The 23,365-nt window shown below is 64.8% G+C and carries 24 protein-coding genes; 14 read left to right on the top strand and 10 right to left on the bottom strand.

Features of this window, described 5'->3' with window-relative positions; translation table 11 throughout:
• Positions 1 to 22 precede the first annotated feature (22 nt).
• From MC381_RS06945 to radC, 6 genes are all read right to left on the bottom strand, one after another.
• Entirely contained in the window at positions 23 to 349 is a 327-nt protein-coding gene (locus MC381_RS06945; RefSeq protein ID WP_251977010.1) for a putative signal transducing protein, read from the bottom strand.
• A gap of 79 nt (positions 350 to 428) precedes the next feature.
• Positions 429 to 1,619, bottom strand: coding sequence for a class I SAM-dependent rRNA methyltransferase (locus MC381_RS06940; protein WP_251977469.1), 1,191 nt, complete (start codon positions 1,617 to 1,619; stop codon positions 429 to 431).
• Between the two features lie 231 nt (positions 1,620 to 1,850).
• A complete protein-coding gene (gene mutM / locus MC381_RS06935; protein WP_251977009.1) occupies positions 1,851 to 2,666 on the bottom strand; it encodes a bifunctional DNA-formamidopyrimidine glycosylase/DNA-(apurinic or apyrimidinic site) lyase in 816 nt (271 codons plus the stop codon).
• A 112-nt stretch (positions 2,667 to 2,778) separates the two neighbouring features.
• Positions 2,779 to 2,934 (bottom strand): 50S ribosomal protein L33, encoded by a 156-nt coding sequence (rpmG, locus tag MC381_RS06930; protein ID WP_035472447.1) that lies wholly within the window; start codon positions 2,932 to 2,934, stop codon positions 2,779 to 2,781.
• Positions 2,935 to 2,945: 11 nt separating this feature from the next.
• Positions 2,946 to 3,182: a 50S ribosomal protein L28 gene (rpmB, locus tag MC381_RS06925; RefSeq protein ID WP_189444370.1), complete on the bottom strand. Its 237-nt coding sequence runs from the start codon at positions 3,180 to 3,182 to the stop codon at positions 2,946 to 2,948.
• Between the two features lie 343 nt (positions 3,183 to 3,525).
• Positions 3,526 to 4,200: a RadC family protein gene (gene radC, locus MC381_RS06920; protein ID WP_251977008.1), complete on the bottom strand. Its 675-nt coding sequence runs from the start codon at positions 4,198 to 4,200 to the stop codon at positions 3,526 to 3,528.
• Positions 4,201 to 4,402: 202 nt separating this feature from the next.
• Between radC and MC381_RS06915 the strand changes: the two genes are divergently transcribed.
• The 14 genes from MC381_RS06915 (at position 4,403) to slmA (ending at position 18,874) form a co-directional block, all read left to right on the top strand.
• A complete protein-coding gene (locus MC381_RS06915; protein WP_251977007.1) occupies positions 4,403 to 5,104 on the top strand; it encodes a GntR family transcriptional regulator in 702 nt (233 codons plus the stop codon).
• 38 nt (positions 5,105 to 5,142) lie between these two features.
• Positions 5,143 to 6,354, top strand: a complete 1,212-nt coding sequence (gene manD / locus MC381_RS06910; RefSeq protein WP_251977006.1) for a D-mannonate dehydratase ManD — start codon at positions 5,143 to 5,145, stop codon at positions 6,352 to 6,354.
• 78 nt (positions 6,355 to 6,432) lie between these two features.
• Complete coding sequence (locus tag MC381_RS06905) at positions 6,433 to 7,455, top strand: Zn-dependent oxidoreductase (RefSeq protein WP_251977005.1); 1,023 nt, start codon at positions 6,433 to 6,435, stop codon at positions 7,453 to 7,455.
• Positions 7,456 to 7,579: 124 nt separating this feature from the next.
• The gene (locus tag MC381_RS06900; RefSeq protein WP_251977468.1) at positions 7,580 to 8,548 is read left to right on the top strand and encodes a TRAP transporter substrate-binding protein; all 969 of its coding nucleotides are present in this window, start codon (positions 7,580 to 7,582) and stop codon (positions 8,546 to 8,548) included.
• A 68-nt stretch (positions 8,549 to 8,616) separates the two neighbouring features.
• On the top strand, positions 8,617 to 9,198 hold the full coding sequence (locus MC381_RS06895) for a TRAP transporter small permease (RefSeq protein ID WP_251977004.1): 582 nt from the start codon (positions 8,617 to 8,619) through the stop codon (positions 9,196 to 9,198).
• A 9-nt stretch (positions 9,199 to 9,207) separates the two neighbouring features.
• A complete protein-coding gene (locus tag MC381_RS06890) occupies positions 9,208 to 10,491 on the top strand; it encodes a TRAP transporter large permease (RefSeq protein ID WP_251977003.1) in 1,284 nt (427 codons plus the stop codon).
• A 1-nt stretch (position 10,492) separates the two neighbouring features.
• Positions 10,493 to 12,043, top strand: a complete 1,551-nt coding sequence (locus tag MC381_RS06885; protein WP_251977002.1) for a mannitol dehydrogenase family protein — start codon at positions 10,493 to 10,495, stop codon at positions 12,041 to 12,043.
• 2 nt (positions 12,044 to 12,045) lie between these two features.
• The gene (uxuA, locus tag MC381_RS06880; RefSeq protein ID WP_251977001.1) at positions 12,046 to 13,233 is read left to right on the top strand and encodes a mannonate dehydratase; all 1,188 of its coding nucleotides are present in this window, start codon (positions 12,046 to 12,048) and stop codon (positions 13,231 to 13,233) included.
• A 104-nt stretch (positions 13,234 to 13,337) separates the two neighbouring features.
• A complete protein-coding gene (coaBC, locus tag MC381_RS06875) occupies positions 13,338 to 14,600 on the top strand; it encodes a bifunctional phosphopantothenoylcysteine decarboxylase/phosphopantothenate--cysteine ligase CoaBC (protein WP_251977000.1) in 1,263 nt (420 codons plus the stop codon).
• Between the two features lie 83 nt (positions 14,601 to 14,683).
• Positions 14,684 to 15,163 carry a dUTP diphosphatase gene (gene dut / locus MC381_RS06870; RefSeq protein WP_251976999.1) on the top strand — a complete coding sequence of 160 codons (480 nt, stop codon included), beginning with the start codon at positions 14,684 to 14,686 and terminating at the stop codon, positions 15,161 to 15,163.
• A 25-nt stretch (positions 15,164 to 15,188) separates the two neighbouring features.
• Positions 15,189 to 15,752: a YaeQ family protein gene (locus MC381_RS06865; RefSeq protein WP_251976998.1), complete on the top strand. Its 564-nt coding sequence runs from the start codon at positions 15,189 to 15,191 to the stop codon at positions 15,750 to 15,752.
• Between the two features lie 18 nt (positions 15,753 to 15,770).
• Positions 15,771 to 17,171, top strand: coding sequence for a phosphomannomutase/phosphoglucomutase (locus MC381_RS06860; RefSeq protein WP_251976997.1), 1,401 nt, complete (start codon positions 15,771 to 15,773; stop codon positions 17,169 to 17,171).
• Positions 17,172 to 17,246: 75 nt separating this feature from the next.
• Complete coding sequence (gene argB, locus MC381_RS06855; protein ID WP_251976996.1) at positions 17,247 to 18,155, top strand: acetylglutamate kinase; 909 nt, start codon at positions 17,247 to 17,249, stop codon at positions 18,153 to 18,155.
• A gap of 101 nt (positions 18,156 to 18,256) precedes the next feature.
• Complete coding sequence (gene slmA / locus MC381_RS06850) at positions 18,257 to 18,874, top strand: nucleoid occlusion factor SlmA (protein ID WP_251976995.1); 618 nt, start codon at positions 18,257 to 18,259, stop codon at positions 18,872 to 18,874.
• A gap of 184 nt (positions 18,875 to 19,058) precedes the next feature.
• Here slmA and rpoH read toward each other — a convergent pair whose 3' ends face one another.
• The 4 genes from rpoH to ftsY all read right to left on the bottom strand — a co-directional run bounded on the left by rpoH (position 19,059) and on the right by ftsY (position 23,359).
• Positions 19,059 to 19,925 (bottom strand): RNA polymerase sigma factor RpoH, encoded by an 867-nt coding sequence (rpoH, locus tag MC381_RS06845; protein WP_251976994.1) that lies wholly within the window; start codon positions 19,923 to 19,925, stop codon positions 19,059 to 19,061.
• Between the two features lie 247 nt (positions 19,926 to 20,172).
• A complete protein-coding gene (ftsX, locus tag MC381_RS06840; RefSeq protein ID WP_251976993.1) occupies positions 20,173 to 21,153 on the bottom strand; it encodes a permease-like cell division protein FtsX in 981 nt (326 codons plus the stop codon).
• Positions 21,150 to 21,818 carry a cell division ATP-binding protein FtsE gene (gene ftsE / locus MC381_RS06835; protein ID WP_251976992.1) on the bottom strand — a complete coding sequence of 223 codons (669 nt, stop codon included), beginning with the start codon at positions 21,816 to 21,818 and terminating at the stop codon, positions 21,150 to 21,152. Before ftsE ends, ftsX begins: the two co-directional genes overlap by 4 nt.
• Positions 21,815 to 23,359, bottom strand: a complete 1,545-nt coding sequence (gene ftsY / locus MC381_RS06830; RefSeq protein WP_251976991.1) for a signal recognition particle-docking protein FtsY — start codon at positions 23,357 to 23,359, stop codon at positions 21,815 to 21,817. Before ftsY ends, ftsE begins: the two co-directional genes overlap by 4 nt.
• Positions 23,360 to 23,365 lie beyond the last annotated feature (6 nt).

Below are 23,365 nucleotides of genomic sequence, written 5' to 3'. Positions count from 1 at the left end.
GCGATGTGCGGCGGCCAAGTGCCTAACCAGGGTCGCGTTCGAGGCCGCATCGCCAGCAGGCGTCGAAGACGCCCGCGAGTAACTCGCCGCAGCCCGGGCAGCGCCAGTCGGCCGGCGCATCCACCGGCCCATCCAGAGCCTCGCGGACCAGCGCGCCGGCCCGCTCGCGAACTATCGCCGCGACCCACACCTCGCCCTCGCACTGATCCGGCGGCAGCTCGCCCGCCCCACCCGCCAGCGTCATGTTGCGCAGCTCGGCACGGAGACCGGCGCTCTCCAGCACGTTACGCACATGCCCGACCAGCAAGGCATTGGGATGACGGAAGATGCAGACACGACGCGTCTCCATATCGACGCTCCCCTCCCTGTCGCGGCCGACGTTCGTGACCGCCGATCTCAGTTTCGGCGGACGTCAGTTGCGGTCGATCTCAGTTGCGAAAGACGCGCACGCCGAGCGCCTTAAGATAGGCCGTCTCCGGGATCGACGGATGGACCGGGTGGTCACCGGCCTGGCCACCGCGGTAGATGATCTGGCCATGGCGATCCTGGTGGCGTACCGCACCGCGCACGCACTCGACCAGGCGCTCCTCGTAGAGATGCATGGAGCAGGAGGCTGACATCAGCAGGCCGTCGCGCCCCAGCAGACGCATCGCTTCGCGATTGAGGCGCGCGTAGGCGCGTTCCCCGTTGGCCAGGTCCTTGCGCTTCTTGATGAAAGCCGGCGGATCGACCACCACCACATCGAACTTCTCACCCTCGGCGCGCAGTGCGGTCATGGCTTCGAACACGTCGCCCCGACCGACCGCCACCTGCTCGTGGAGCCCGTTGAGAGCGGCATTCTCGGCCACGCGATCGAGCGCTGTCTGCGAGGCATCGACACACAGCACCTCGCTGGCACCGTGAGCGGCAGCCTGCACCCCCCAACCGCCGACGTAGCTGAACAGATCGAGCACGCGCTTGCCGGCAACCAGACCGTTGAGCCAGGCGCGATTGGCCCGATGGTCATAGAACCAGCCGGTCTTCTGGCCATCGAGCACCGGCGCGACGAAGCGTACGCCGTTCTCTTCCAGCAGCACTTCCTCCGGCAACTCGCCATGCACAACGGCGACTTCCGACTCGAGCTGTTCGAGTCGACGACCGCTGGAATCGTTCTTGAACACGATCGCGCGCGGTGACAACACCTTGTCGAGCGCAGCGATCACCTCGTCACGCACCGTTTCCATGCCCAAGGTATTGAGCTGCACGACCAGCACGTCATCGAAGCGATCGACGATCAGCCCCGGCAGCAGGTCGCCCTCACCATGCACCAGGCGATAGAACGGCTTGGCAAAGAGCCGATCGCGCAGCGCCAGCGCCTGGTTGAAACGGTGAACCAGCAGCGAGCGATCCAGGCGTACATCGGCGTCGCGGGAAACAACGCGCGCGCAGATCAATGAGTTCGGGTTAACGTAGGCGACACCGAGCGGCTTGCCGTTGGCCGCTTCGATCACGACCTGGGCGCCCGGCTCGAGCCCCTTGAGCGGAGTAGCCTGGATATCGATCTCATTGGAATAGAGCCACAGATGGCCTGCCTTGAGGCGACGGTCGGCATTCTTCTTGAGGCGCAGTGTCTGGGTCACGGGGGACTCCATGGGCAGGGCTCCATCGATGAGCGAGGAAAAACATGAGATAGCAGGCAGCGGCAGTGCACGCTTGGCGCTACGCCCGCGCGCCGCCGGGATTGGGCCGCATTCTACCGCGCCAGCCGCGCGCGCGAACCCGTCGATGACAAGTTTCGACCACCCCGGTCGCCGCCAGGTTCCGGTACCGCCGTCGGCATCGCGTACGGATAGCGTTGTGCCGAATCCCGGTCAGGTCTGACACAGCGGGCAGAATACGCTCGCCCGCTGGCCGAGCGTCACCAGGCGCAGCTCGTGCCCGCAGCGCCGACACGCGTCGCCGGCACGGCCATAGACATTGAGCCGCTGGGCGAAGTAGCCCGGCTCGCCGGTGCCGCTGACGAAATCGCGTAGCGTGGTCCCCCCCTGGGTAATCGCCGCCGCCAGCACCTCGCGAATGGCCGACGCCAGCTGGTCATAGCGCTCCCGCGAGATACGCCCCGCTGCGCGACGCGGGTCGATCCCGGCCAGAAACAGGGCTTCGCTGGCATAGATGTTGCCGACACCGACCACGACAGCATTGTCCATCAGAAACGGCTTGACCGCCGCCCGGCGTCCGCGCGAGAGACGATAGAGACGATCGCCGTCGAAGGCATCCGAGAGCGGTTCCGGGCCCAACCGGGTAAGGCGGACATCGCGCTCGACGCTGCCGTCCAGCCAGTCGACGAACCCGAAGCGGCGCGGATCGTGATAGCGCAGGATATTGCCGCTCTCGACGACCATGTCGATATGATCGTGCTTCTTCGGCAGATCGCCCACGCGGGCAATGCGCAGGCTGCCGGACATGCCAAGATGCCACAGCAGCGTTCGCTCGCCGCAGGGCAGCAGCAGATACTTGGAGCGCCGCCCGATGGCGCCGAGCGACGTACCGATCAACGACGACTCCAGGTCCGCCGGCACCGGCACACGCAAGCCACGATGGCGTACGATCACCTCGACGATCTCGCGCCCCTCGACGTGAGGAGCGATGCCCCGGCGGGTGGTCTCGACTTCGGGAAGCTCTGGCATGGCATCTGTTCTCGCGGCTCTTTCGTCACCAACGCATTCACCACAAACGCGTTCACCACAAACGAGAAAACCCGGTCGAGGACCGGGTTTTCCGTACTACAGAGAAGCTAGATCACTTGATCTTGGCTTCCTTGTAGATGACGTGCTTGCGAACGACCGGATCGTACTTCTTGAATTCGAGCTTGTCCGGAGTGTTACGCTTGTTCTTGGCTGTGGTGTAGAAGTGGCCGGTACCGGCGCTGGACACCAACTTGATCTTGTCACGCATCTTGAAACTCCTTAAACGCTAGCGCCGTTCTTGCGGATATCGCTCAGCACCGCTTCGATGCCTTTCTTGTCGATGATGCGCATGCCCTTGGAAGAGATACGCAGCTTGACGAAACGCTTTTCGGACTCGACCCAGAAACGATGCGTATGCAGGTTCGGGACGAAACGACGACGCGTCTTGCGCTGAGAGTGCGAGACGTTGTTACCAGTCACCGGACGCTTACCGGTAACCTGACAAACTTGGGACATGGAAGCCTCCGACCACTGGCGGGTTGGGTTGTTCGGGTTATCGAGCACAGATCTTCGGTATTCCCCTGCGGGACGCTCCCGGCCATCTCGGAAAACGCACGAAATGACGGGCTCTCACCGTGTGCCCTGATTCAAAGGGCGTACTTTATACCAGACGCCCCCCTCTATCGCAAGCAATCGCTTACCTTTCCATACCGGCCCGGCGCCTGTCTCACCAACCCCGGAAACCGCTGGCGCGGCATGATACCGGATTCGCGCCCGGGTTCCCAATCGAATCTCCCCTGCAGCGGCAAGGGCGGTTGGCGCATCGATGAACCTCATGGCGATTTTCCATCGTGGACCGCTATAACCAGCCACGCTCGGCAAACGAGATCACCTCGCCATCGCCGACCACGAAGTGATCCAGCACGCGAATGTCGAACAACGCGAGCGCGTCTCGCAGACGCTCGGTAATGCGCCTATCGGCATCGCTCGGTTCGGCCACGCCGGAGGGGTGATTATGGGCGAAGATCACTGCACCGGCGTTGCGCGCCAGCGCCCGGCGCGCCACCTCCCGCGGATAGACCGACGCGCTGTCCAACGTGCCCTCGGCCAGGATGTCGAAGCGAATGACCCGATGCTGGGTATCGAGAAAGAGCGCCGCGAAGGCCTCGTGATCGAGATGACGCAGCTGGGCACTGAGAAAGGTACGCACCAGCGCCGGCGAGGTCAGTGCGCCATCGCGCTCCAGCAGGCTGCCGAGATGGCGCCGCGAGAGCTCCAGCGTCGCCTGCAGCTGAACGTACTTCGCCGCGCCCAGCCCATGTTCGGCACAGAAACGAGCCCGATCGGCCTCCAGCAGCGGCCGCAGGCCGCCAAAGGCGCTCAGGAGATCCCGCGCCAGATCCACCGCTGAACGCCCCTTGACGCCGACCCGTAGAAAGATGGCCAGCAGTTCGGCATCGGACAGTGCGTCCGCCCCCAGCGTCAGCAGTTTTTCCCGCGGCCGCTCCCCTTCCGGCCAGTCACGAATACCCATATCCGCTCCTGTACTCTTCCGAACACCTGTCACGGACGCCCTCGACGAGAACCGCCACGCACCTGTCAGGGTGATCGGCCGTTAGCACGAAAACTGTGATGAGCGGCGATGGGACCCGGCACGCCGATTGCGCCCAAAGTCGAATCGTCAATGACTGCCAGATAGCTACCATACTAGTCAGACAAGCAAAGGAAGCCTCGCTTTGAGCACGTCGCTGCAGGATCTCTGGCCCATCTCGGACGCGCCCCACGTTCGTCAACGTCTTTACGATGTCCTCCGCCACGCCATCATCCGACTGGTGCTGGCGCCAGGGCAGGCACTCTCCGAAAAGGAGATCGCGGACACCTTTCAGGTCAGCCGCCAGCCGGTGCGCGAAGCGTTCATCCGGCTATCCGAAGCGGGGCTCGTGGAGGTCCGACCGCAGCGCGGCACCTTCGTGGTCAAGATCTCGCCGCAGGCGGTCTACAGCGCACGCTTCGTGCGCGAGGCGATCGAGGTCGCGGTAGCCAAGTCCGCCGCCGAGACCGGGCTCCGACAAGGCGCGCTCGATGACCTTTTCGAGCTGGTCGAGCGCCAGCGTCGCGTTATCGGAGCCGGCGACTACGACCGCTTCTATGTACTCGATGAAGCCTTTCACCAGACGCTGTCGCGCGAGGCCGGTCACGAATCCGCCTGGCGCTTCACCGAGGAGGTCAAGGCGCACTTCGATCGCGTCCGCTACATCAGCGTCCCCGACGGCACACCGCTGGAGACGCTGACCGAGCAGCACCAGGCCATCGTCGAAGCGATCGCCGCGCGCACGCCGGAAGGCGCCGAGCAGGCAGTCAAGACGCACCTGCGCGAACTGCTGACCTCACTGCCGCGACTGATCGAGCGCTTCCCCGATCTCTTCGAACACCGCTGACTCGCACCGCATCCGCACCAGAAGGGCAGGAAACCGCCATGAAGATCCTCGACGCCCGTGTCATCGTCACCTCGCCGGGACGCAATTTCGTCACCCTCAAGCTGATCACCGAATCCGGTCTCTACGGCATCGGCGATGCCACGCTCAACGGTCGCGAGCTGGCGGTCGCGAGCTACCTCGAGGATCACGTCGTGCCGGCGCTGATCGGACGCGACGCCAGCCGCATCGAGGATACCTGGCAGTATCTCTATCGCGGGGCCTACTGGCGGCGCGGCCCGGTCACCATGAGCGCGATCGGCGCCGTCGACATGGCTCTGTGGGATATCAAGGCCAAGGCGGCGGGCATGCCGCTCTATCAGCTGCTCGGCGGCAAGAGCCGCGAACGGGTGATGACCTACGCCCACTGCACCGGCAAGGACATCGACAGTTGCCTGGCGGAGGTCGCACGTCATGTCGAGATGGGCTACAAGGCCGTGCGTGTCCAGGCCGGCGTACCCGGCATCAAGACGATCTACGGCGTCGCCAAGCACGAGGGCGAACGCTACGAGCCGGCGGATGCCGAGCTGCCGGCCGAGCATGTCTGGAGCACCGAGAAATATCTCAACCACGTGCCACAACTTTTCGCCGCGGTACGCGAGCGTTTCGGTCACGATCTGCACCTGCTGCACGACGTTCACCACCGGCTGACGCCGATCGAGGCCGCGCGTCTCGGCAAGGCGGTGGAGCCCTACCACCTCTTCTGGCTCGAGGACTGCGTTCCCGCCGAAAACCAGGAGAGCCTGCGCCTGATTCGCGAACACACCACCACCCCCCTCGCGATCGGCGAGGTGTTCAACTCGATCCACGACTGCCGCGAGATGATCCAGAACCAGTGGATCGACTATATCCGCACGCCGCTGACCCACGGTGGCGGCATCACTCACGTGCGCCGCATCGCCGATCTCGCCTCGCTCTACCACATCCGCACCGGATTCCATGGCCCGACCGACCTGTCGCCGGTCTGCCTCGGCGCCGCGATCCACTTCGATACCTGGGTACCGAACTTCGGCGTGCAGGAGCATATGCCGCACGACGCGCTGACCGACAGCGTCTTCCCGCACGACTATCGCTTCGAGGAAGGCCACTTCCTGGTTGGCGAATCACCGGGACACGGGGTGGATATCGACGAGGAAGCCGCGGCGAAGTATCCGTTCAGGCGCGCCAGCCTCCCGGTCAACCGGCTCGAGGACGGCACGCTGTGGCACTGGTGATGGAACCTCGAGTGAACGGTAACCAGGTACGAGTCAGCGCACGCGACCGCGGTTGCGACTGTTTCAGGAGAACTCTCGATGCAAGCCTTTGAAGTTAGAGCCCCCCACGACTTTCACGTCGCCGAGCAACCGGCGCCAACGGCGGCGCCCGGAGAAGTGCTGGTGGACGTCGCCTTTGCCGGCATCTGCGGGTCGGACATGCACATCATTCACGGCGACAACGCGTTCGTGCGCTTCCCGAGGATCACCGGTCATGAGTTCGCCGGCGTCATCCGCGCCGTCGGTGACGGCGTGGATGGCGGTCGCGTCGGTGAACGGGTCTGCATCGATCCGGTCGTCGCCTGTGGTGCTTGTTACCCTTGCCGCATTGGCCGACCCAACGTCTGCAGTGCCATGCAGGTGGTCGGCGTCCATCGCAGCGGCGGTTTCGCCGAGCAGGTCAATGTGCCGGCTGCCAATGCGTACCAGGTTCCGGATTCGCTCGATCTCGATGCCGCCGCCCTGGTCGAGCCCTACTCCATCGCCGCCAACGTTCTCGCGCGTATGCAGCCGCAGCCCGGCGATCGCCTGCTGGTGATCGGCGCCGGCGTTATCGGCCTCACCGTGCTGCAGATGGCCCGTGCCATCGGCATCGAAGAGATCATCGTGACCGACATCCTCGATGCGCGCCTGGCAACGGCGCGCGAACTCGGCGCTAGCCATGTCATCAACGGCCGTGAAGCGGATCTCGAGTCGGCGGTGATGGCCGCCACCCGCGGCGAAGGTGTGCCACTGATCGCCGATGCCGCCTGTGTGCCGGCGATGCTGCCCGGCATGCTGCGCATGGCTTGCCCGGCCGGACGCCTCGGTCTGCTCGGCTTCAGTCCGACGCCGAGCGACCTGATCCAGCTGGAGGTCATCAAGAAGGAGCTGACGCTGGTCGGCTCGCGACTCAACAACCGCAAATTCCCGGAGGTCATCGCGCACATCGCCGCCGGCCGGCTCGACCCCAAGGCGCTGATCAGTCACCGCGTCGCGCTGGGCGAGATGCCAGACGCCATCGATCTGCTCGACAACCATCCGAAACAGGCGCGCAAGGTATTGGTGCGCGTCGGGGCCTGAGCCCACCCGACCGTGCGCTCCGGTCCGCCAGGCCGGGCACACGACAATAAAGCGACGTCGCCACGCCGGACGCCGACCGACGCGACTTCATCGACAGGAGTTTCACGCCATGTTCTCCACCACGATCCTCAAGCAGTTGCTGGCCGGCGCCGCCATCGGCGCCTCCCTGCTCGGCAGCCAAGCCGCACTGGCCGCCGACTACACGCTCAAGTTCGGTCATCTCGCCAATGAGCAGAACATCTGGAATCAGGCGGCGCTCAAGTTCAAGGAGGAGGTGGAGGCCAACTCCGATGGACGCATCGCCGTTCAGGTCTTCCCCAACGAACAGCTCGGCAGCGAGATGGACGTGATCAACAGCATTCAGTTGGGCACCGCCGACATGACCATCACCGGCGAAAGCCTGCAGAACTGGGCGCCGAAGGCGGCGATGATGGCGGTTCCCTACCTGTTCCGGGACGAGGCGCACCTGCGCCGGACCGTGGAGAGCGATGTCGGTCGCCAGATCGAGCAGCAGATTACCGAGCGTACCGGCCTGGTCCCCCTCGCCTGGTTCGAGCGCGGCCCACGCGAGCTGACATCGAACCGGCCGATCGAGACGCCCGCCGATCTCGACGGGCTGCGTCTGCGCGTGCCCAACGTGCCGCTGTTCGTCGACACGTGGGAAGCGCTCGGCGCCCGTCCGACGCCGATGGCCTTCAGCGAAGTGTTCACCTCGCTGCAGCAGAACACCATCGAGGGGCAGGAGAACCCGCTCAGCCTGATCGAGAGCGCCAGTCTCAACGAAGTGCAGGACTACGTGAACGTCACCGACCACGTACGCAGCTGGATCTACGTGGTCATCGGCAAGCAGAAGCTCGAGTCGATGCCCGACGATCTGCAGCAGGTGGTCCGCGATGCCGCCGACGAGATGCAACGCTACGAGCAGACACTCTTCGTCGAGGATCAGCAGCGCCTGCGCCAATCGCTCGAGGAGAGCGGCATGACCTTCGTCGACGTCGATCAGGCAGCCTTCGCCGAACAGGCCGAACCGGCCGTACTCGAGTCGCTCGACGCAGAGCAGCGCGAGCTTTACCAGGCGATCCAGGACCTCTGATCGCTCTCATCTCGCCTGGCGGGGGGGCAGTCCCCCGCTTCGATTCACGCTGACGTCAGGAGAGCGCCATGTCGGATAGACCCACGGAAACCCCGACGGAACGGCAGGACAACCTCGAGATACTGACGCGCGTACCGCGTCTTGGCGGTCCGCTCGGTCGGCTGGCCGAGGTGCTGGATCGCGTGCTGCTGGTACTCGCGGTCGTTGCGCTGGTCGGGCTGTCGTTGACCGTCCTGCTGCAGGTGGCTTCGCGGCTTTTCCTGCCCATCACGATCTCCTGGACCGAGGAGCTGACGCGCCATCTCTTCATTTACATGGTGGCTCTCGGCGCCGGCGTGGTGCTGCATCGCCACCGCAACGTCAACGTCGAGCTGTTTCATGGCCGGCTCGGCTTTCGCGGTCGCGCCTTCTACCTCATCGTCCTCTCCGCCATCACGTTCGGCTTCACCTCGATGGTGCTGCCGCACGCCTGGCAGTTCGCACAGATCGGCGCCTTCCAGACGTCGCCAACGCTGCGCATACCGATGATCTACGTCTACTACTCGTCGGTACTGCTGTTCGCCACTCTGCTGTTCTACGCCGCGATCTGCCTGCTCGAGGGGATCATCGCCCTGGTTCGAGGCGAGCGTGCGGCAGCACACGCTCCCTGAGGTGACTGCATGGAAATCGCCGTTCTCTTCTCGACGTTCCTGGTGCTGCTGCTGATCGGCCTGCCGATCGCCTTCTGCCTCGGCGTCTCGTCGCTGGTCTATCTACTGCTCAGCGATATTTCGCTGACGATCGTGCCGCAGCGCCTGTTTTCCGGTATCGACGCCTTCGTGCTGCTCTGCATCCCCGGCTTCGTCATGGCCGGCAATCTGATGAACGTCGGCAATATCACCCAGCATATCGTGCGTTTCTCCAACGCCCTGGTGGGACACATTCGCGGCGGGCTGGGGCTGGCCAACGTCGGCGGCTCGATGATCTTTAGCGGTATCTCCGGCACCGCCGTGGCCGACGCCGCCAGTATCGGTTCGGTGATGATTCCGGGCATGTCCAAGGCCGGGTACGACAAGCCCTTCGCGGCCGCCGTGACCGCCGCGTCCTCCACCATCGGTCCGATCATTCCCCCCAGCGTGCCGATGATCATCGTCGGCTCGCTCTCCGGGATTTCGGTCGGCCGCATGTTCCTCGCCGGCGCCCTGCCGGGCCTACTGCTTGGCGTGGCGATGATGATCACGGTCTATGTGCTTGCCGTGCGTCGCGGCTACCCCAAGGAGAAGCGCGCGACGCTGGGTGTCCTGCTGAAGGAGGGACGCAGCGCCTTCTGGGCACTGCTGATGACCTTCATCATCCTCTACGGCATCATCGGCGGCCTGTTCACACCGACCGAGGCTTCTATCGTTGCCAGCCTCTATGCGCTGCTGGTGGGCACTTTCGTCTACAAGGGCATCAACTGGCGCAACCTGGGCGGCATTCTCTCGGACACCGTGATCACCTCCGCCGCGCTGATGCTGCTGGTAGGACTCGCCAATCTGTTCGGCTGGATCCTGACCAGTCAGCAGATCCCGCAGATGATCGCCGATGCCATTCTCGGCTTCAGCGACAATCCGATCGTGGTGATCCTGATTCTCAACCTGATCCTGCTCTGCGTCGGCGCCTTCATGGAAACCATCGCCGCGCTGATCATCCTGTTCCCGGCGCTGCTGGGCGTCGCCACCGGCGTCGGCATGGACCCGATCCATTTCGGCGTCATGGCGGTTCTCAATCTGATGATCGGCCTCACCACGCCGCCCGTCGGGGTCTGCCTGTTCGTGGTCTCGAGCATCGGCAAGCTGCCCATGCTGCGGGTCGCCAGGGCCATCATGCCGTTTCTACTCTGCAACCTAGCCGTACTGCTGCTGGTCGCCTTCGTGCCGGCACTCTCGCTCTGGTTGCCCAATCTGCTGATGGGAGCGTCATGACATGAGCACCGTCGACGTCACGCTCGACCGCCAGCCGAGTCGGCACACGCCGGCACGGATCGGTATCGTGCACCTGGGCCTGGGCGCCTTTCATCGCGCCCACCAGGCGGTCTACCTGCAGCAACACCTGAACCGCTGCGTCATGGCATCCGGCGAAAAAAGCACGGATCCTGCGATGACCGGCAGCGAGACAGAGGTCGCGCTCTCGCCCGACGACTGGGGCATCACCAGCGCCAATATCCGCGCCAATCGCACGCTCGTCGATCAGTTGCAGACCAACGGCATGCGCTATCACGTGGTCGAATACCAGGACAGCACCCACGCCACCCTGCGGGAGATTACCGCGATTCGCGAAGCGCTCTTCGCCGGCCCTGGCGGGGCCGACCGCGAGGCCCTGCTCGCCCGTCTGAGCCATCCGGATGTCCGCATCGTCACGCTGACGGTCACCGAGAAAGGCTACTTCCTCAATCCCGCCAGCGGCGAGCTGCTCACCGATGCCGAGCCGATTGCCCATGACATCGCCGAACCAAGCGCACCGTTCACGGCGCCGGGACTGCTGGTGGCCGCGCTCGCAAGACGGCGGGTCGCCGGTATCGCACCGTTCACCGTGCTCTGCTGCGACAACATGCCGGAAAACGGCAAGCGTACCCGGCAAGCGATCGTCTCGCTGGCCGCTCAACACGACAAGGCCCTGGCCGACTGGATCGCGGAAGCTGTCGCATTTCCTTCCAGCATGGTCGATCGCATCGTGCCGGCGATGACCGAGGACGATCACGAACGACTACGCCGGCTAGGCATAGACGATCCGGCCGCCGTGATCTGCGAGGCCTTTCGGCAGTGGGTGATCGAGGATAACTTCCCGCTCGGGCGGCCGGATTGGGCGGCCGATGGTGTCGAGATGGTCGACGACGTCACACCGTTCGAGACCATGAAACTACGCCTGCTCAACGGCGCGCATTCGCTGCTCGCTTACGCTGGTGCGCTGGCCGGCATCGAAACGGTTGATGCGGCGGTCAGTCGCCCGGCATTCCGTCGGTTGCTCGCCCGCTACTGGCAGGACGAGGCCATTCCGACGCTAACGCTGCCACCGCAGGCGGACGCCGACGCCTATACCGCCAGTCTGCTGGCGAGGTTCGCCAATGACAGCCTCGGCCACCGGCTGATCCAGATCGCGATGGACGGCTCACAGAAGCTGCCCCAGCGCTGGCTCGCCGGGGCCGTCGAGCAACATCGAACGGGGGACGATCTGCGCGCGACCGCCCTGGGTGTGGCCGCCTGGATCCGTTTCACGGCCGGTACCAACCTTGCGGGGCAACCGCTGACAGTCAGCGATCCCATGGCCGACACCTGTGCGGCACTTCACCGCCGCCACACCGGCAATCCGGCCGCATTGGTATCGGCCTTCCTCGCCCTCGACGCAATCTTCCCCGCCGCCCTGCGCGATCACCCCGGCTTCAGCCAGGCCGTCACCGGCAGCCTGCAACAGATCGAGCGCGAGGGAATCGAGCGAACCATCGACGCGCACTTTCATGCCGCAACCCGGGAGTCTTGAACATGGAAGCTACCTGGCGCTGGTTCGGCCCGGCCGATCCCATCACGCTCGACGAGATCCGCCAGGCCGGTGCGACCGGCATCGTTACCGCCTTGCACGAGATTCCCAACGGCGAGGTCTGGCCGGTCGAGGCGATCGTCGAACGCAAGCGACTGATCGAAGCCGCCGGCCTGCGCTGGTCGGTGGTCGAGAGCGTGCCGGTACACGAATCGATCAAGCAGGGGCTGCCGGCGGCGGCGATCCATCTCGACCGCTACCGCCAGACGCTAACCAATCTCGGCGCGTGCGGCATCGACGTGGTCTGCTACAACTTCATGCCCATTCTCGACTGGACGCGCACCGACCTCGCCTGGCCCCTGCCGAGCGGCGGCACCGCACTGCGCTTCGACCAGACCGCATTTGCCGCCTTCGATCTCTTCCTACTGGCGCGGGAGGGGGCCGACAACGACTACGACGACAGCGAGCGAGCGGCCGCGCACGCCTACTTGGCGACGCTCGACGACACCGCTCGAGCCCGCCTCGTCGAGACCATCATCGCCGGTCTGCCCGGTACCGAAGAACACTACACGCTCGAGGATTTTCGCCACGCGCTTGACGCCTATAGCGGGATCGACGCCGAGACGCTCAGAGGCCATCTCCGCCACTTTCTACAAGCGGTCGTACCCACCGCCGCGCGGGCCGGGGTGCGCCTGGCGATTCACCCCGATGACCCGCCGCGCGAACTGTTGGGACTGCCGCGCGTGGTCTCCACCGCCGATGACGCCCAGTTCGTCATCGATAGCGCCCCCGACCCGAGCAACGGCCTGACTTTCTGCACTGGCTCCTACGGCGTGCGTGCCGACAACGATCTGGTGGCGATGGCAGAAAGATTCGCACCGCATATCCATTTCGTGCATCTGCGCGCGACCCGGCGCGAGGCCGATCCGGCAAGCTTCCACGAGGCGGAGCATCTCGACGGCGATGTCGATATGGTGGGAGTCATCGCCGCCCTGATCCGCGAGCAGCGCCGTCGCATGACGAGCGGCGACGGCGATCCGCGCCTGCCAATGCGCCCCGATCACGGTCACCACCTGCTCGACGATCTCCACCGTGACAGCCGCCCGGGCTATCCGCTGATCGGGCGTCTCAAGGGGCTGGCCGAACTGCGCGGTGTCGAGCATGCCGTCGCCCGGCTACTGCCTGAGCGCTGAGCGCCATCGGTCACCCTGCGATCGCCGGGCGCTACGCAATGCCGGATGCGAGTGATAAGGTTGGAGCCTGTCTTCTCCTGCCTTTTTCCTCGGGATTTCCGGCCATGTCGACCTCGTCGCTCTCCCCTTCGCTCTTCGGCAAGCGCGTCCTGCTGGGCATCAGTGCCGGCATCGCCGCCTACAAGAGCGCCCACCTTGCGCGCCTGTTGAAGAAGGCAGGCGCCGAGGTGCGCGTGGTGATGACCGAAGGCGCCCAGGCCTTCATCACTCCACTGACGCTGCAGGCTCTGACCGGCGAGCCGGTGCGCACCTCGCTGCTGGACCCGGAGGCAGAAGCCGGCATGGGTCATATCGAACTGGCGAAGTGGGCGGATATCATCCTGATCGCTCCAGCTACCGCCGACCTGATGGCACGCCTGGCCCATGGCCACGCTGATGATCTACTGACGACGCTCTGTCTCGCCACCGAAGCGCGCTGCCTAATGGCACCGGCGATGAATCAGGCCATGTGGCGCCATCCCGCCACGCTGGCCAATGCGGAACGCCTTGAGACGCTGGACTGGACGCTGCTCGGCCCGGATGCCGGCGACCAGGCTTGCGGCGACATCGGCCCCGGTCGCATGCTCGAACCCGAGACGATCCTCGGCCGGCTGAGTGCATCGCTCGATGCCGGGGTGCCACTTCTCACCGACCGCGACGCGACGGCTCGACAACTGGCCGGCCTGCGCGTTGTGATCACCGCCGGCCCGACACGCGAAGCCCTCGACCCGGTTCGATATCTCTCCAACCACAGCTCCGGCAAGATGGGTTACGCGCTCGCCGCGGCCTGCGTCGCGCGGGGCGCCGAGGTCACGCTGGTCAGCGGCCCGGTAACCCTCGACACGCCGCCGGGAGTGACACGCGTCGACGTGCTCTCGGCCACGGAAATGCTCGCGGCGGTCGAGGCGCAACAGCCCTGCGATCTCTTCATTGGCTGCGCCGCGGTGGCAGACTACCGGGCCGCCGAGATTGCCGAACACAAGCTGAAAAAAGGCGACGGCGACGACGGACTCAGCCTGACCCTGGTACGCAACCCGGATATCGTTGCGACCATCGCCGCCCGCGCCGACCGCCCCTTTACCGTGGGCTTCGCCGCCGAGACCCGCGAGCTGGAGAACCATGCCGGTGACAAGCTCGCACGCAAGCGGCTCGACCTGATCGTCGCCAACGATGTCTCCGATCGCGACATCGGATTCGGCAGCGACGACAATGCGGCTACGCTGCTATGGCAGGAAGATCGCGATATCCGGCGACTGGCACTATCGCGCCAGCCCAAACCGGCACTGGCCGGCGCCATCCTCGATCACATCGCCACGCGCCTGCCCTGATCGGCTCTCGTCGGCTGACCGCTCTCACGCCGAGCGGTGGTAAGCTAGTGGCAACACGCTTTTATCAGGAACGCTTCTTCATCATGTCATTCCCCCCGACATCCGCCACCGCACCCAGCCTCTCGGTCAAGATTCTCGACGAGCGGGTACGCGACTACCCGCTGCCGCATTACGCCACCGAGGGCAGCGCCGGCATGGATCTGCGCGCCCTGCTGAACGAACCGTTGACCCTTGCGCCCGGCGACAGCGAGCTGGTGCGTACCGGCCTGGCCATCCATATCGGTAACCCACAGCTCGCCGGTGTCGTGCTGCCGCGCTCGGGGCTCGGCCATAAGCACGGTATCGTCCTCGGCAACCTGGTCGGCCTGATCGACTCCGACTACCAGGGCGAACTGATGATCTCGGTCTGGAACCGGGGGCAGGAGACGTTCATCCTCGAGCCTGGCGAGCGTCTGGCGCAGTATGTGCTGGTACCGGTCGTCCAGGCGGAGCTGGAGATCGTCGAAGAGTTCGTCGCCACCGAACGCGCCGCGGGTGGCTTCGGCCACTCCGGGCGCCAGTGATTGACCTTCTCGAGAGCGGATCGCCGTGGCCCTTAGCGCAACCATCTATAAAACCCGACTCAACGTCAGCGATCTTGACCGCCACTACTACGGCGCCCACGCGCTGACGATCGCCTGTCATCCCTCGGAGACGCCGACGCGACTGATGGCTCGGCTCATCGCGTTCATCGACAACGCACACGATGATCTTGCCATGACGCGCGGCCTGAGCAATGACGACGAGCCGGATCTGTGGCTGCAGGCAGAAGACGGGCGAACGCGCTTGTGGATCGAGTTGGGCGAACCCTCCCTGAAGCGCATCAAGCAGGGGCTCTCGCGGGCGGAGCGCGTACGGATCTATCCCTATTCCCCGCGCAGCGCCGAGCAATGGTGGAAAAAACTGGGTGCCGATGTCAGCGCCCTGTCCCGCGTCGAGGTCTGGAACCTGCCCGCGGAGCCTCTCGCCGCCTTGACCGAACGGGTCAGTCGCAATCTGGCGCTCGACGCCACCTTGATGGAAGGCGAGTGGCTGATAACCGATGGGACGGCGTCCGTCTCCCTGGCACTCGAACCGTGGCACCAAAGTGACACGTCGGCGCAACAACGATGAGGGAGCGACAACAACACGATGACGAATGAACCGCCCGTCAACCCGATACCCGACTCGATCTTCCGTGCCTATGACATTCGAGGCATCGTCGGCCAGACGCTCACCGAGGCCGGAGTCGAATGGATCGGGCGAGCGATCGGCAGCGAGGCACTCGCCCGTGGAGAGCAGTCGGTGATCGTGGCCCGCGATGGCCGCCACTCCGGCCCTGCCTTGCAGGCCGCCCTGATTCGCGGTCTGCGCGGGGCCGGATGCCACGTCATCGACATCGGTCGCGTGCCGACGCCAGTACTCTACTTCGCGACCGCCACCCTGCCAGAGAGCGCCAGCGGCGTGATGGTCACCGGCAGTCACAATCCACCGGACTACAATGGCCTGAAGGTGGTGCTCAACGGCGCAGCCCTCTACGGCGAAGCCATTGCCGCCCTGCGAACACGCATCCGGCAGCAGGATTTGAGCGACGGCAACGGCACGCTCGAGCAGCGTGATATCCGCCAGGCCTATCTCGAGCGTATCCTCGGGGGTATCGTCGTCGAGCGCCCACTCAAGGCGGTCGTCGACTGCGGCAACGGCGTCGCCGGCGAACTGGGGCCGCGCCTGATCGAGGCGCTGGGCGTCGACACCATCCCGCTCTTTGCGGAGATCGATGGCGACTTCCCTAACCATCATCCCGATCCCGGCAAGCCGGAAAACCTGCAAGATCTGATCGCCCGTGTGCACGAGACTCAGGCGGATATCGGCCTGGCATTCGACGGCGACGGCGACCGCCTCGGCGTAGTCACGCCACGCGGCGAGATTCTCTATCCCGACCGCCTGATGATGGCCTTCGCGCTCGATCTACTCGAGCGGCAACCCGGCGCCCGGGTGATCTTCGACGTCAAATGCTCAAGCAACCTGGCCAACCTGATCGAGCAGGCCGGTGGCGAGCCGGAAATGTGGCTTACCGGCCATTCATTGATCAAGGCGCGCATGAGGCAGACCGGCGCTCTGCTCGGCGGCGAGATGAGCGGTCATATCTTCTTCCAGGAGCGCTGGTACGGCTTTGACGATGGCCTCTATGCCGCGGCGCGGCTGCTGGAGATCCTCGCTCGTCAGCCGGAAGACACCGATACCTTCTTCGCACGTTTTCCTCAGGACGAGAGTACGCCAGAGCTTCACGTCGAAGTCACCGACGACACCAAGTTCGCTCTCGTCGCCCGGGTGACCGAGCACGGCGACTTCGGCAAGGACGGCATCAAGACGGCTCTGGATGGTATCCGTGTCGACTATCCCGATGGCTGGGGCCTGTGTCGCGCCTCCAATACCACGCCTGTACTGGTCCTGCGCTTCGAAGGCCGGGATCGCGACGCACTGACGCGCGTGCAGGACCGTTTCCGCGAGGCGCTGTTAGCGGTCGAGCCGGGTCTTGAGCTGCCATTTTGAGGCACACCCCTTTCCGACCGATATGCCAACGGTAGCGCGCCAATGGCGCATCGAATCACCAAGAGAGACATGTTCATGAGTGCGAATTCACGCGACCCGAGTCACGTGGTCGAGATTCTTTCCGAGGCATTGCCCTACATTCAGCGCTACTCGGGCAAGACCGTCGTGGTCAAGTACGGCGGCAACGCCATGACCGAAGACACCCTGATCGACTCCTTCGCTCGCGACATGGTGCTGATGAAGGAAGTCGGCATCAACCCGGTCGTCGTGCACGGCGGCGGCCCGCAGATCGGTCAGCTCCTGGCGCGGCTGAACATCGAGTCGCGTTTCGTCAACGGCATGCGCGTCACCGATGCCGAAACGATGGATGTGGTCGAGATGGTCCTGGGCGGGCTGGTCAACAAGAGCATCGTCAACCAGATCAACCAGTGCGGTGGCAAGGCGATCGGCCTGACCGGCAAGGACAACGCCCAGATCCTTGCCCGCCAGTTGAAAGTGCACCAGCACGCGCCGGAAATGACCGAACCGGAGATTATCGATATTGGCCACGTGGGCGAGGTGGAGCATGTCTCCACCGATCTGATCGAAATGCTCGCCGCCAAGGACTTCATCCCGGTCATCGCGCCGATCGGTGTCGACCGTGAAGGCCACAGCTACAACATCAACGCCGATCTGGTGGCCGGCAAGGTCGCCGAGGCACTGCAGGCCGAGAAATTGATGCTGCTGACCAACGTCGCCGGCCTGCAGGATGCCGAGGGCAACGTGATGACTGGGCTTTCAACCGAACAGGTCGACGCCCTGATCGCCGACGGCACCATCTATGGTGGCATGCTGCCGAAGATCCGCTGCGCGCTGGATGCCGTCAAGGGCGGCGTCGGCAGCGCCGTCATCGTCGATGGCCGCGTGGTGCACTCGACGCTGCTGGAAATCTTCACCGATGCCGGTGTCGGCACCCAGATCATCGACAACCGCGACGATTCGTAAGGCGGCATCCGATCCATCGCGGGCCGGGAAGGCCCGCCCCGGCACTCAGGGGCCGGGTCGCTCCAGGATGGAGCAGAACCTAAGCGGTAGATAACAACGTCATGACGCAGGCAACTTCCCCACTCTCCCGCCGCGACCAGATCCTCCAGGCATTGGCTCTGATGCTGGAAGAGGACAGCGGCAAGCGAATCACGACCGCCGCCCTCGCTCGTCAGGTCGGGGTCAGTGAAGCGGCGCTGTATCGCCACTTCCCGAGCAAAGCACGCATGTTCGAGGGGCTGATCGAGTTCATCGAGGCCAGCCTGTTCGAGCGTATTCGGCGCATTCTCGACGATACGCCGACCGCACTCGATCGCTGCGAACGCATCCTGCAGCTCGTCCTGGTCTTTGCCGAAAAGAATCCGGGGCTCAGCCGCCTGATGGATGGTGACGTGTTGACGGGTGAAACCGCTCGACTGCGCACCCGCATGTCGCAACTATTCGAGCGCCTGGAGACCCAGTTCAAGCAGATCTTGCGCGAGGCGGAGCTACGCGAGGGGCTGAAAGCCCAGTTGCCCACCTCGGCCGCGGCCAACCTGCTCTCGGCCTTTGTCGAAGGAAGAGTCAGTCAATACGTGCGCAGTGATTTTCGCCACCGGCCGACCACCCACTGGGAAGATCAGTGGCGACTGCTGGGCAGCGGCTTGCTGGCGCAGGCGCCGCAGACTTCATCGGTCTGAGTTACAACGCCTCGGCGTACCGCCGGACGGCCAGTCAGACCTGAGTGAGTACATCGAGACGAGCGCCCACGAAAAAGCCCGGCCAGTGGCCGGGCTTTTTCATTCGCTGCCTCTGCACTATCGATTCGCCGCCGGTCCGCTGTGACTCCGGTCCCCATCAATCGACGTCTTGAGCGCTGTCGGATCAGGCCGCGAGAGAGTCGCCCAGACGTTGGCGAATCTTCTTCATGGCATTCTTCTCGAGCTGGCGAATACGCTCCGCCGAAACGCCGTAGACATCGGCCAGCTCGTGCAGCGTGGACTTCTGCTCGGCGAGCCAGCGCCGCTGCAGGATGTCTCGCGACCGCTCGTCCAGCTCACCCAGCGCCTCGCGCAACCGACGCGTATAGTCAGCTTCCCAGTCATCCGCCTCGAGCTGCGCGGCCGGGTCGAAGCTGCGATCTTCCAGATACTGCGCCGGCGCCTGATACCCCTGGTCTTCGTCTTCAGCCGGATTGGCATCGAAGCCGGCATCATACGCCGACAGGCGCCCTTCCATTTCACGTACCACCGTCGGCTTGACGTCCAGATCCTTGGCGATCGCATCGACTTCGTCGTTGTTCAACCAGGCAAGACGCTTCTTGGCGCTGCGCAGGTTGAAGAACAGCTTGCGCTGGGCCTTGGTGGTCGCGATCTTGACGATGCGCCAGTTGCGCAACACGTATTCGTGAATCTCGGCCTTGATCCAGTGGACGGCAAACGACACCAGTCGCACGCCCTGGTAAGGGTCGAAGCGCTTGACGGCCTTCATCAGGCCGACGTTGCCTTCCTGGATCAGGTCGGCCTGCGGCAGGCCGTAACCGGAGTAGCTGCGTGCAATGTGCACCACGAAGCGAAGATGCGACATGATCAACCGGCGGGCGGATTCGAGGTCATCTTCTTCGTGCAAACGCACGGCCAAGTCGCGCTCTTCATCCGCGGTCAGTACCGGAATGCCATTCACGGCCTGAATGTAGCCGTTGAGATCGTTCCCCGGGGAAAGGTTCCCGATGGGTTGAAGACTCGTGCTCATATGCAATGTCTCCGTACTAGGCGACGTGTCTGACCGCGGAGAGCCAGCGCTCGATCCGCTGCCGCGACACGTCGCAGCAGGTTGTTCTGCCTGTCTACGAGGTTGCCTTTATGACCCTCAGTCTAGACAAAAGTTCAATGCCGGCCAGCGTCTTCCGGCCGGATTCGCGGCGCGATCGCCGCCACCGTTCGAGCTTCGCCTGCTTCCACCATGACAGGAAACCGACCTTTGACGAGCCCGACGCAGGCTAGCGCGGCTTGATGTCGGCAAGATGACGACCGACGGCGAGCCACGCGCCAAGCCAGCCCAACATGGTACTAAAAAACAGCAGAAATGCCGAATTCGTCAAGCTCATCGACGGCAACGCGAACTGGGCACCGTAACTTTGTGCCAGGGCGGCCACCGGAGACGCCAGCCAGTTGCCGCCGAGCCCCAGAATGAGCAGTGCCAGCAGGCCGCCGCCGAGCCCGTACCAGGCGCCGCTATAGAGAAACGGCCGTCGCACGAAAGCATGCGTCGCGCCGATAAGCGTCACCACCTCGATCTCCTGACGACGGCTCTCGACCGCCAGCCGCACGGTATTACCGACGACCAGCAGGACGCCGAGGCCAAACAACACGCCGAGCCCCAGCGCGACCCGCCGGCCCAGCGCCGCCAGCTGCTGCAACCGATCGAGCCATGCCAGATCGAGACGCACCTCGCCGACCCCCTCGACCGCCTGAAGTTGGCCACCCAGCGCCTGTACGGCGTCGGGATCGGTCCGTTCAGGCGTCACCACCACGCTCGCCGGCAGTGGATTGCTGCCGAGCTGCGACAGCGCATCTTCCAGCCCCAGCGCCTGCTGGAACGTCGACAATCCTTCAGCTGCCGTAATCAGGCGGGTGCCGCCGACGCCCGGTTGCTGACCGACCTCGGTGGCTACCGCCATGGCCCGGGTCTCGTCGACATCCGCGGCGAGATACAACGTCAGCGTGGCGCTGTCGTCGAGTTCGGCATCGAGCAGGCGAGCGCTATCCAGCGTCAGCCACAGCCCCGCCGGCAGAATCAGCGCAATGGCGATCGCCAGCATGGTCAGCAGCGTCGCGACCGGATGGCGTACCAGCCGGCCGGCGCTGTCCGTCATCATCGCCCGATGGTGTCGAAGCCAAGCTCGGCCACCGCCACCCGCCCGACGCTGCGGACGCTGCGTGCTACGCCGCGACGCCCCCGTCGCCTGACGCTCACTCATGCCGCCCCCTCGTCGTTGATCAGTCGCCCCTCGCGCAGTTTGAGCACGCGATGACGCAAGCGAGCGATCAACGCCAGATCGTGACTGGCGATCATCACCGTGGTGCCGATTCGGTTGAAGTCCTCGAACAGACGCATGATATCGGTGGAGAGCTGCGGGTCGAGGTTACCGGTTGGCTCGTCCGCGAGCAGCAGCGCCGGCTTGTTGACCACCGCCCGTGCGATGCCGATCCGCTGCTGCTCGCCGGTGGAAAGCTCGATCGGCAACGCGCGCTCGCGATGCAGCAGCCCGACCTTGTCCAGCGCTGCCCGCACCCGGCGCGCTGCGTCCACCGGCTCGACCCCTTGGATGGTCAGCGGCAGGGCCACGTTGGCGAAGACGTCGCGATCGAAGAGTAGCTGGTGATCCTGGAAGACGACGCCGATCTGCCGGCGATAGAAGGGAATCTGGCTGATGTGCAGCCGATCGATATCGTGACCGGCCACCATGACGCGACCGCGCGAGGGCCGTTCGAGCCGCATGATCAAACGCAGCAGTGAGCTCTTGCCCGCACCGGAGTGACCGGTGAGAAACACCATCTCCCCCCGCCCGATGCGGAAGTGGATATCGGCAAGCGCCTCGAAGCGCCCGCCGTAACGCTTACCCACGTGCTCGAACGCAATCATGAATCGGCGTCACCGTCCCGGTCGAAGAGCGCCTTGACGAAGGTATTCGCGTCGAACGGGCGCAGGTCCTCGAGCGACTCGCCGACCCCGATAAAGCGGATCGGCATGCCCATTTTCTGCGCCAGCGCAAAGATGATGCCACCCTTGGCGGTACCATCGAGCTTGGTCAACGTAATCCCGGTGACCGGGATCGCCTCGTTGAAGGTACTTGCCTGAGACAGGGCGTTCTGGCCGGTGCCAGCATCAAGCACCAGCATGACCTCGTGAGGCGCCGCTGCGTCGAGCTTGGACATCACCCGCTGCACCTTCTTGAGCTCTTCCATCAGGTGGCTCTTGTTGTGCAGGCGGCCGGCGGTGTCGGCGATCAGCACATCGACGCCGCGCGCCCGCGCCGCTGCCAGCGCGTCATAGATCACAGAAGCGCTGTCGGCCCCGGTGTGCTGAGCGATCACCGGTACGTGATTGCGCTCGCCCCAGACCTTGAGCTGCTCCACCGCGGCCGCCCGGAAGGTATCACCGGCAGCGAGCATCACGCTGCGTCCTTCGTTCTGAAAGCGTTGGGTCAACTTGCCGATCGTGGTCGTCTTGCCGACGCCATTGACCCCGACCATCAGGATCACGAACGGCCCTTCCCCCTTGGGCGGCAGCACGAGCGGCTGCGTCGCCGGCTCGAGCAGCGCAGCCAGCTCCTCCTGCAGCGCCCGATAGAGCGCCTCGGCATCGGCCAGCTCCTTGCGCGAAACCCGCTCGGTCAGCCGCTCGATGATCTCGCTGGTCGCCTCGATGCCGACATCCGCCATCAGCAGCTGCGTCTCGAGATCCTCAATCAGGTCGTCATCGATCTGCTTCTTGCCCAATAGCAGGTCGGCAATACCGTCGGTCAGATTCGAACGGGTACGGCTGAGACCGGCTCGCACGCGCGCCAGCCAGCCTCCCTTGGGCTTCTCTCGCGGTGCTGGCGCCGGCGTGACATCGGTCGCCAGCTCCGCTTCTCGCGTGCCCTCGGCCGGCGTCTCCTCGACGGCGGATTGAGACGCCTCGGCCGGTAGCGGCTCGCTCAGGGCCTCGCGGGCGGCCTCCTCTTCCACCGCCGCCGGGTCGTAGTGGACCACCGCCTCGGGGGCCGGCTCGGCAACGCTGACCGGACTCGCGTCGCCCGCCTCATCGGCCGCGTCTTCGGGGGCCGAAGAAGGGGCTGCAGGCCGTTGAGATTCAGACTCGGCGGCCGTCTCTTCTTCGGCATGGGGCTCGCCATCCGGTGGGGGCGCGACAGCGGCGGTTTCGATCTCCGCGGCTTCACTGGCGGCCGCTTTTTCCCGCACCGTCTCCTGTGGTTCGCCCTCAGCGGCGTGCTGCGGCTGAGCAGCGGATGCCGTCGCGGCACTCTCGGAAGTGTTAGCGGCGACCGGCTCGCTCTCCAGCGTCTCCTCGGATGACGCGGATTCCGAAGCGGCACGGTTCTCATCGGCTTCCGCTTCACGGCGGCGCGCCGCTTCCTGCTCCTGCTGCTGTTTCTTGCGACTCTTGAATAGTCCGAACATGGATGG

Origin of the sequence: Salinicola avicenniae (genome assembly GCF_023736115.1) — a bacterium.
In the GTDB taxonomy this organism is placed as follows: Bacteria; Pseudomonadota; Gammaproteobacteria; order Pseudomonadales; family Halomonadaceae; genus Salinicola; species Salinicola avicenniae.
This window is presented reverse-complemented; position numbering and strand designations above follow the sequence as displayed.

Coding starts and splice junctions, on each gene's coding strand:
- MC381_RS06945 (WP_251977010.1), bottom strand. CDS start 349: ATGGAGACGCGTCGTGTCTGCATCTTCCGTCATCCCAATGCCTTGCTG.
- mutM (WP_251977009.1), bottom strand. CDS start 2,666: ATGCCAGAGCTTCCCGAAGTCGAGACCACCCGCCGGGGCATCGCTCCT.
- rpmG (WP_035472447.1), bottom strand. CDS start 2,934: ATGCGTGACAAGATCAAGTTGGTGTCCAGCGCCGGTACCGGCCACTTC.
- rpmB (WP_189444370.1), bottom strand. CDS start 3,182: ATGTCCCAAGTTTGTCAGGTTACCGGTAAGCGTCCGGTGACTGGTAAC.
- radC (WP_251977008.1), bottom strand. CDS start 4,200: ATGGGTATTCGTGACTGGCCGGAAGGGGAGCGGCCGCGGGAAAAACTG.
- manD (WP_251977006.1), top strand. CDS start 5,143: ATGAAGATCCTCGACGCCCGTGTCATCGTCACCTCGCCGGGACGCAAT.
- MC381_RS06905 (WP_251977005.1), top strand. CDS start 6,433: ATGCAAGCCTTTGAAGTTAGAGCCCCCCACGACTTTCACGTCGCCGAG.
- MC381_RS06895 (WP_251977004.1), top strand. CDS start 8,617: ATGTCGGATAGACCCACGGAAACCCCGACGGAACGGCAGGACAACCTC.
- MC381_RS06890 (WP_251977003.1), top strand. CDS start 9,208: ATGGAAATCGCCGTTCTCTTCTCGACGTTCCTGGTGCTGCTGCTGATC.
- MC381_RS06885 (WP_251977002.1), top strand. CDS start 10,493: ATGAGCACCGTCGACGTCACGCTCGACCGCCAGCCGAGTCGGCACACG.
- uxuA (WP_251977001.1), top strand. CDS start 12,046: ATGGAAGCTACCTGGCGCTGGTTCGGCCCGGCCGATCCCATCACGCTC.
- coaBC (WP_251977000.1), top strand. CDS start 13,338: ATGTCGACCTCGTCGCTCTCCCCTTCGCTCTTCGGCAAGCGCGTCCTG.
- dut (WP_251976999.1), top strand. CDS start 14,684: ATGTCATTCCCCCCGACATCCGCCACCGCACCCAGCCTCTCGGTCAAG.
- MC381_RS06860 (WP_251976997.1), top strand. CDS start 15,771: ATGACGAATGAACCGCCCGTCAACCCGATACCCGACTCGATCTTCCGT.
- argB (WP_251976996.1), top strand. CDS start 17,247: ATGAGTGCGAATTCACGCGACCCGAGTCACGTGGTCGAGATTCTTTCC.
- slmA (WP_251976995.1), top strand. CDS start 18,257: ATGACGCAGGCAACTTCCCCACTCTCCCGCCGCGACCAGATCCTCCAG.
- rpoH (WP_251976994.1), bottom strand. CDS start 19,925: ATGAGCACGAGTCTTCAACCCATCGGGAACCTTTCCCCGGGGAACGAT.
- ftsX (WP_251976993.1), bottom strand. CDS start 21,153: ATGAGTGAGCGTCAGGCGACGGGGGCGTCGCGGCGTAGCACGCAGCGT.
- ftsE (WP_251976992.1), bottom strand. CDS start 21,818: ATGATTGCGTTCGAGCACGTGGGTAAGCGTTACGGCGGGCGCTTCGAG.
- ftsY (WP_251976991.1), bottom strand. CDS start 23,359: ATGTTCGGACTATTCAAGAGTCGCAAGAAACAGCAGCAGGAGCAGGAA.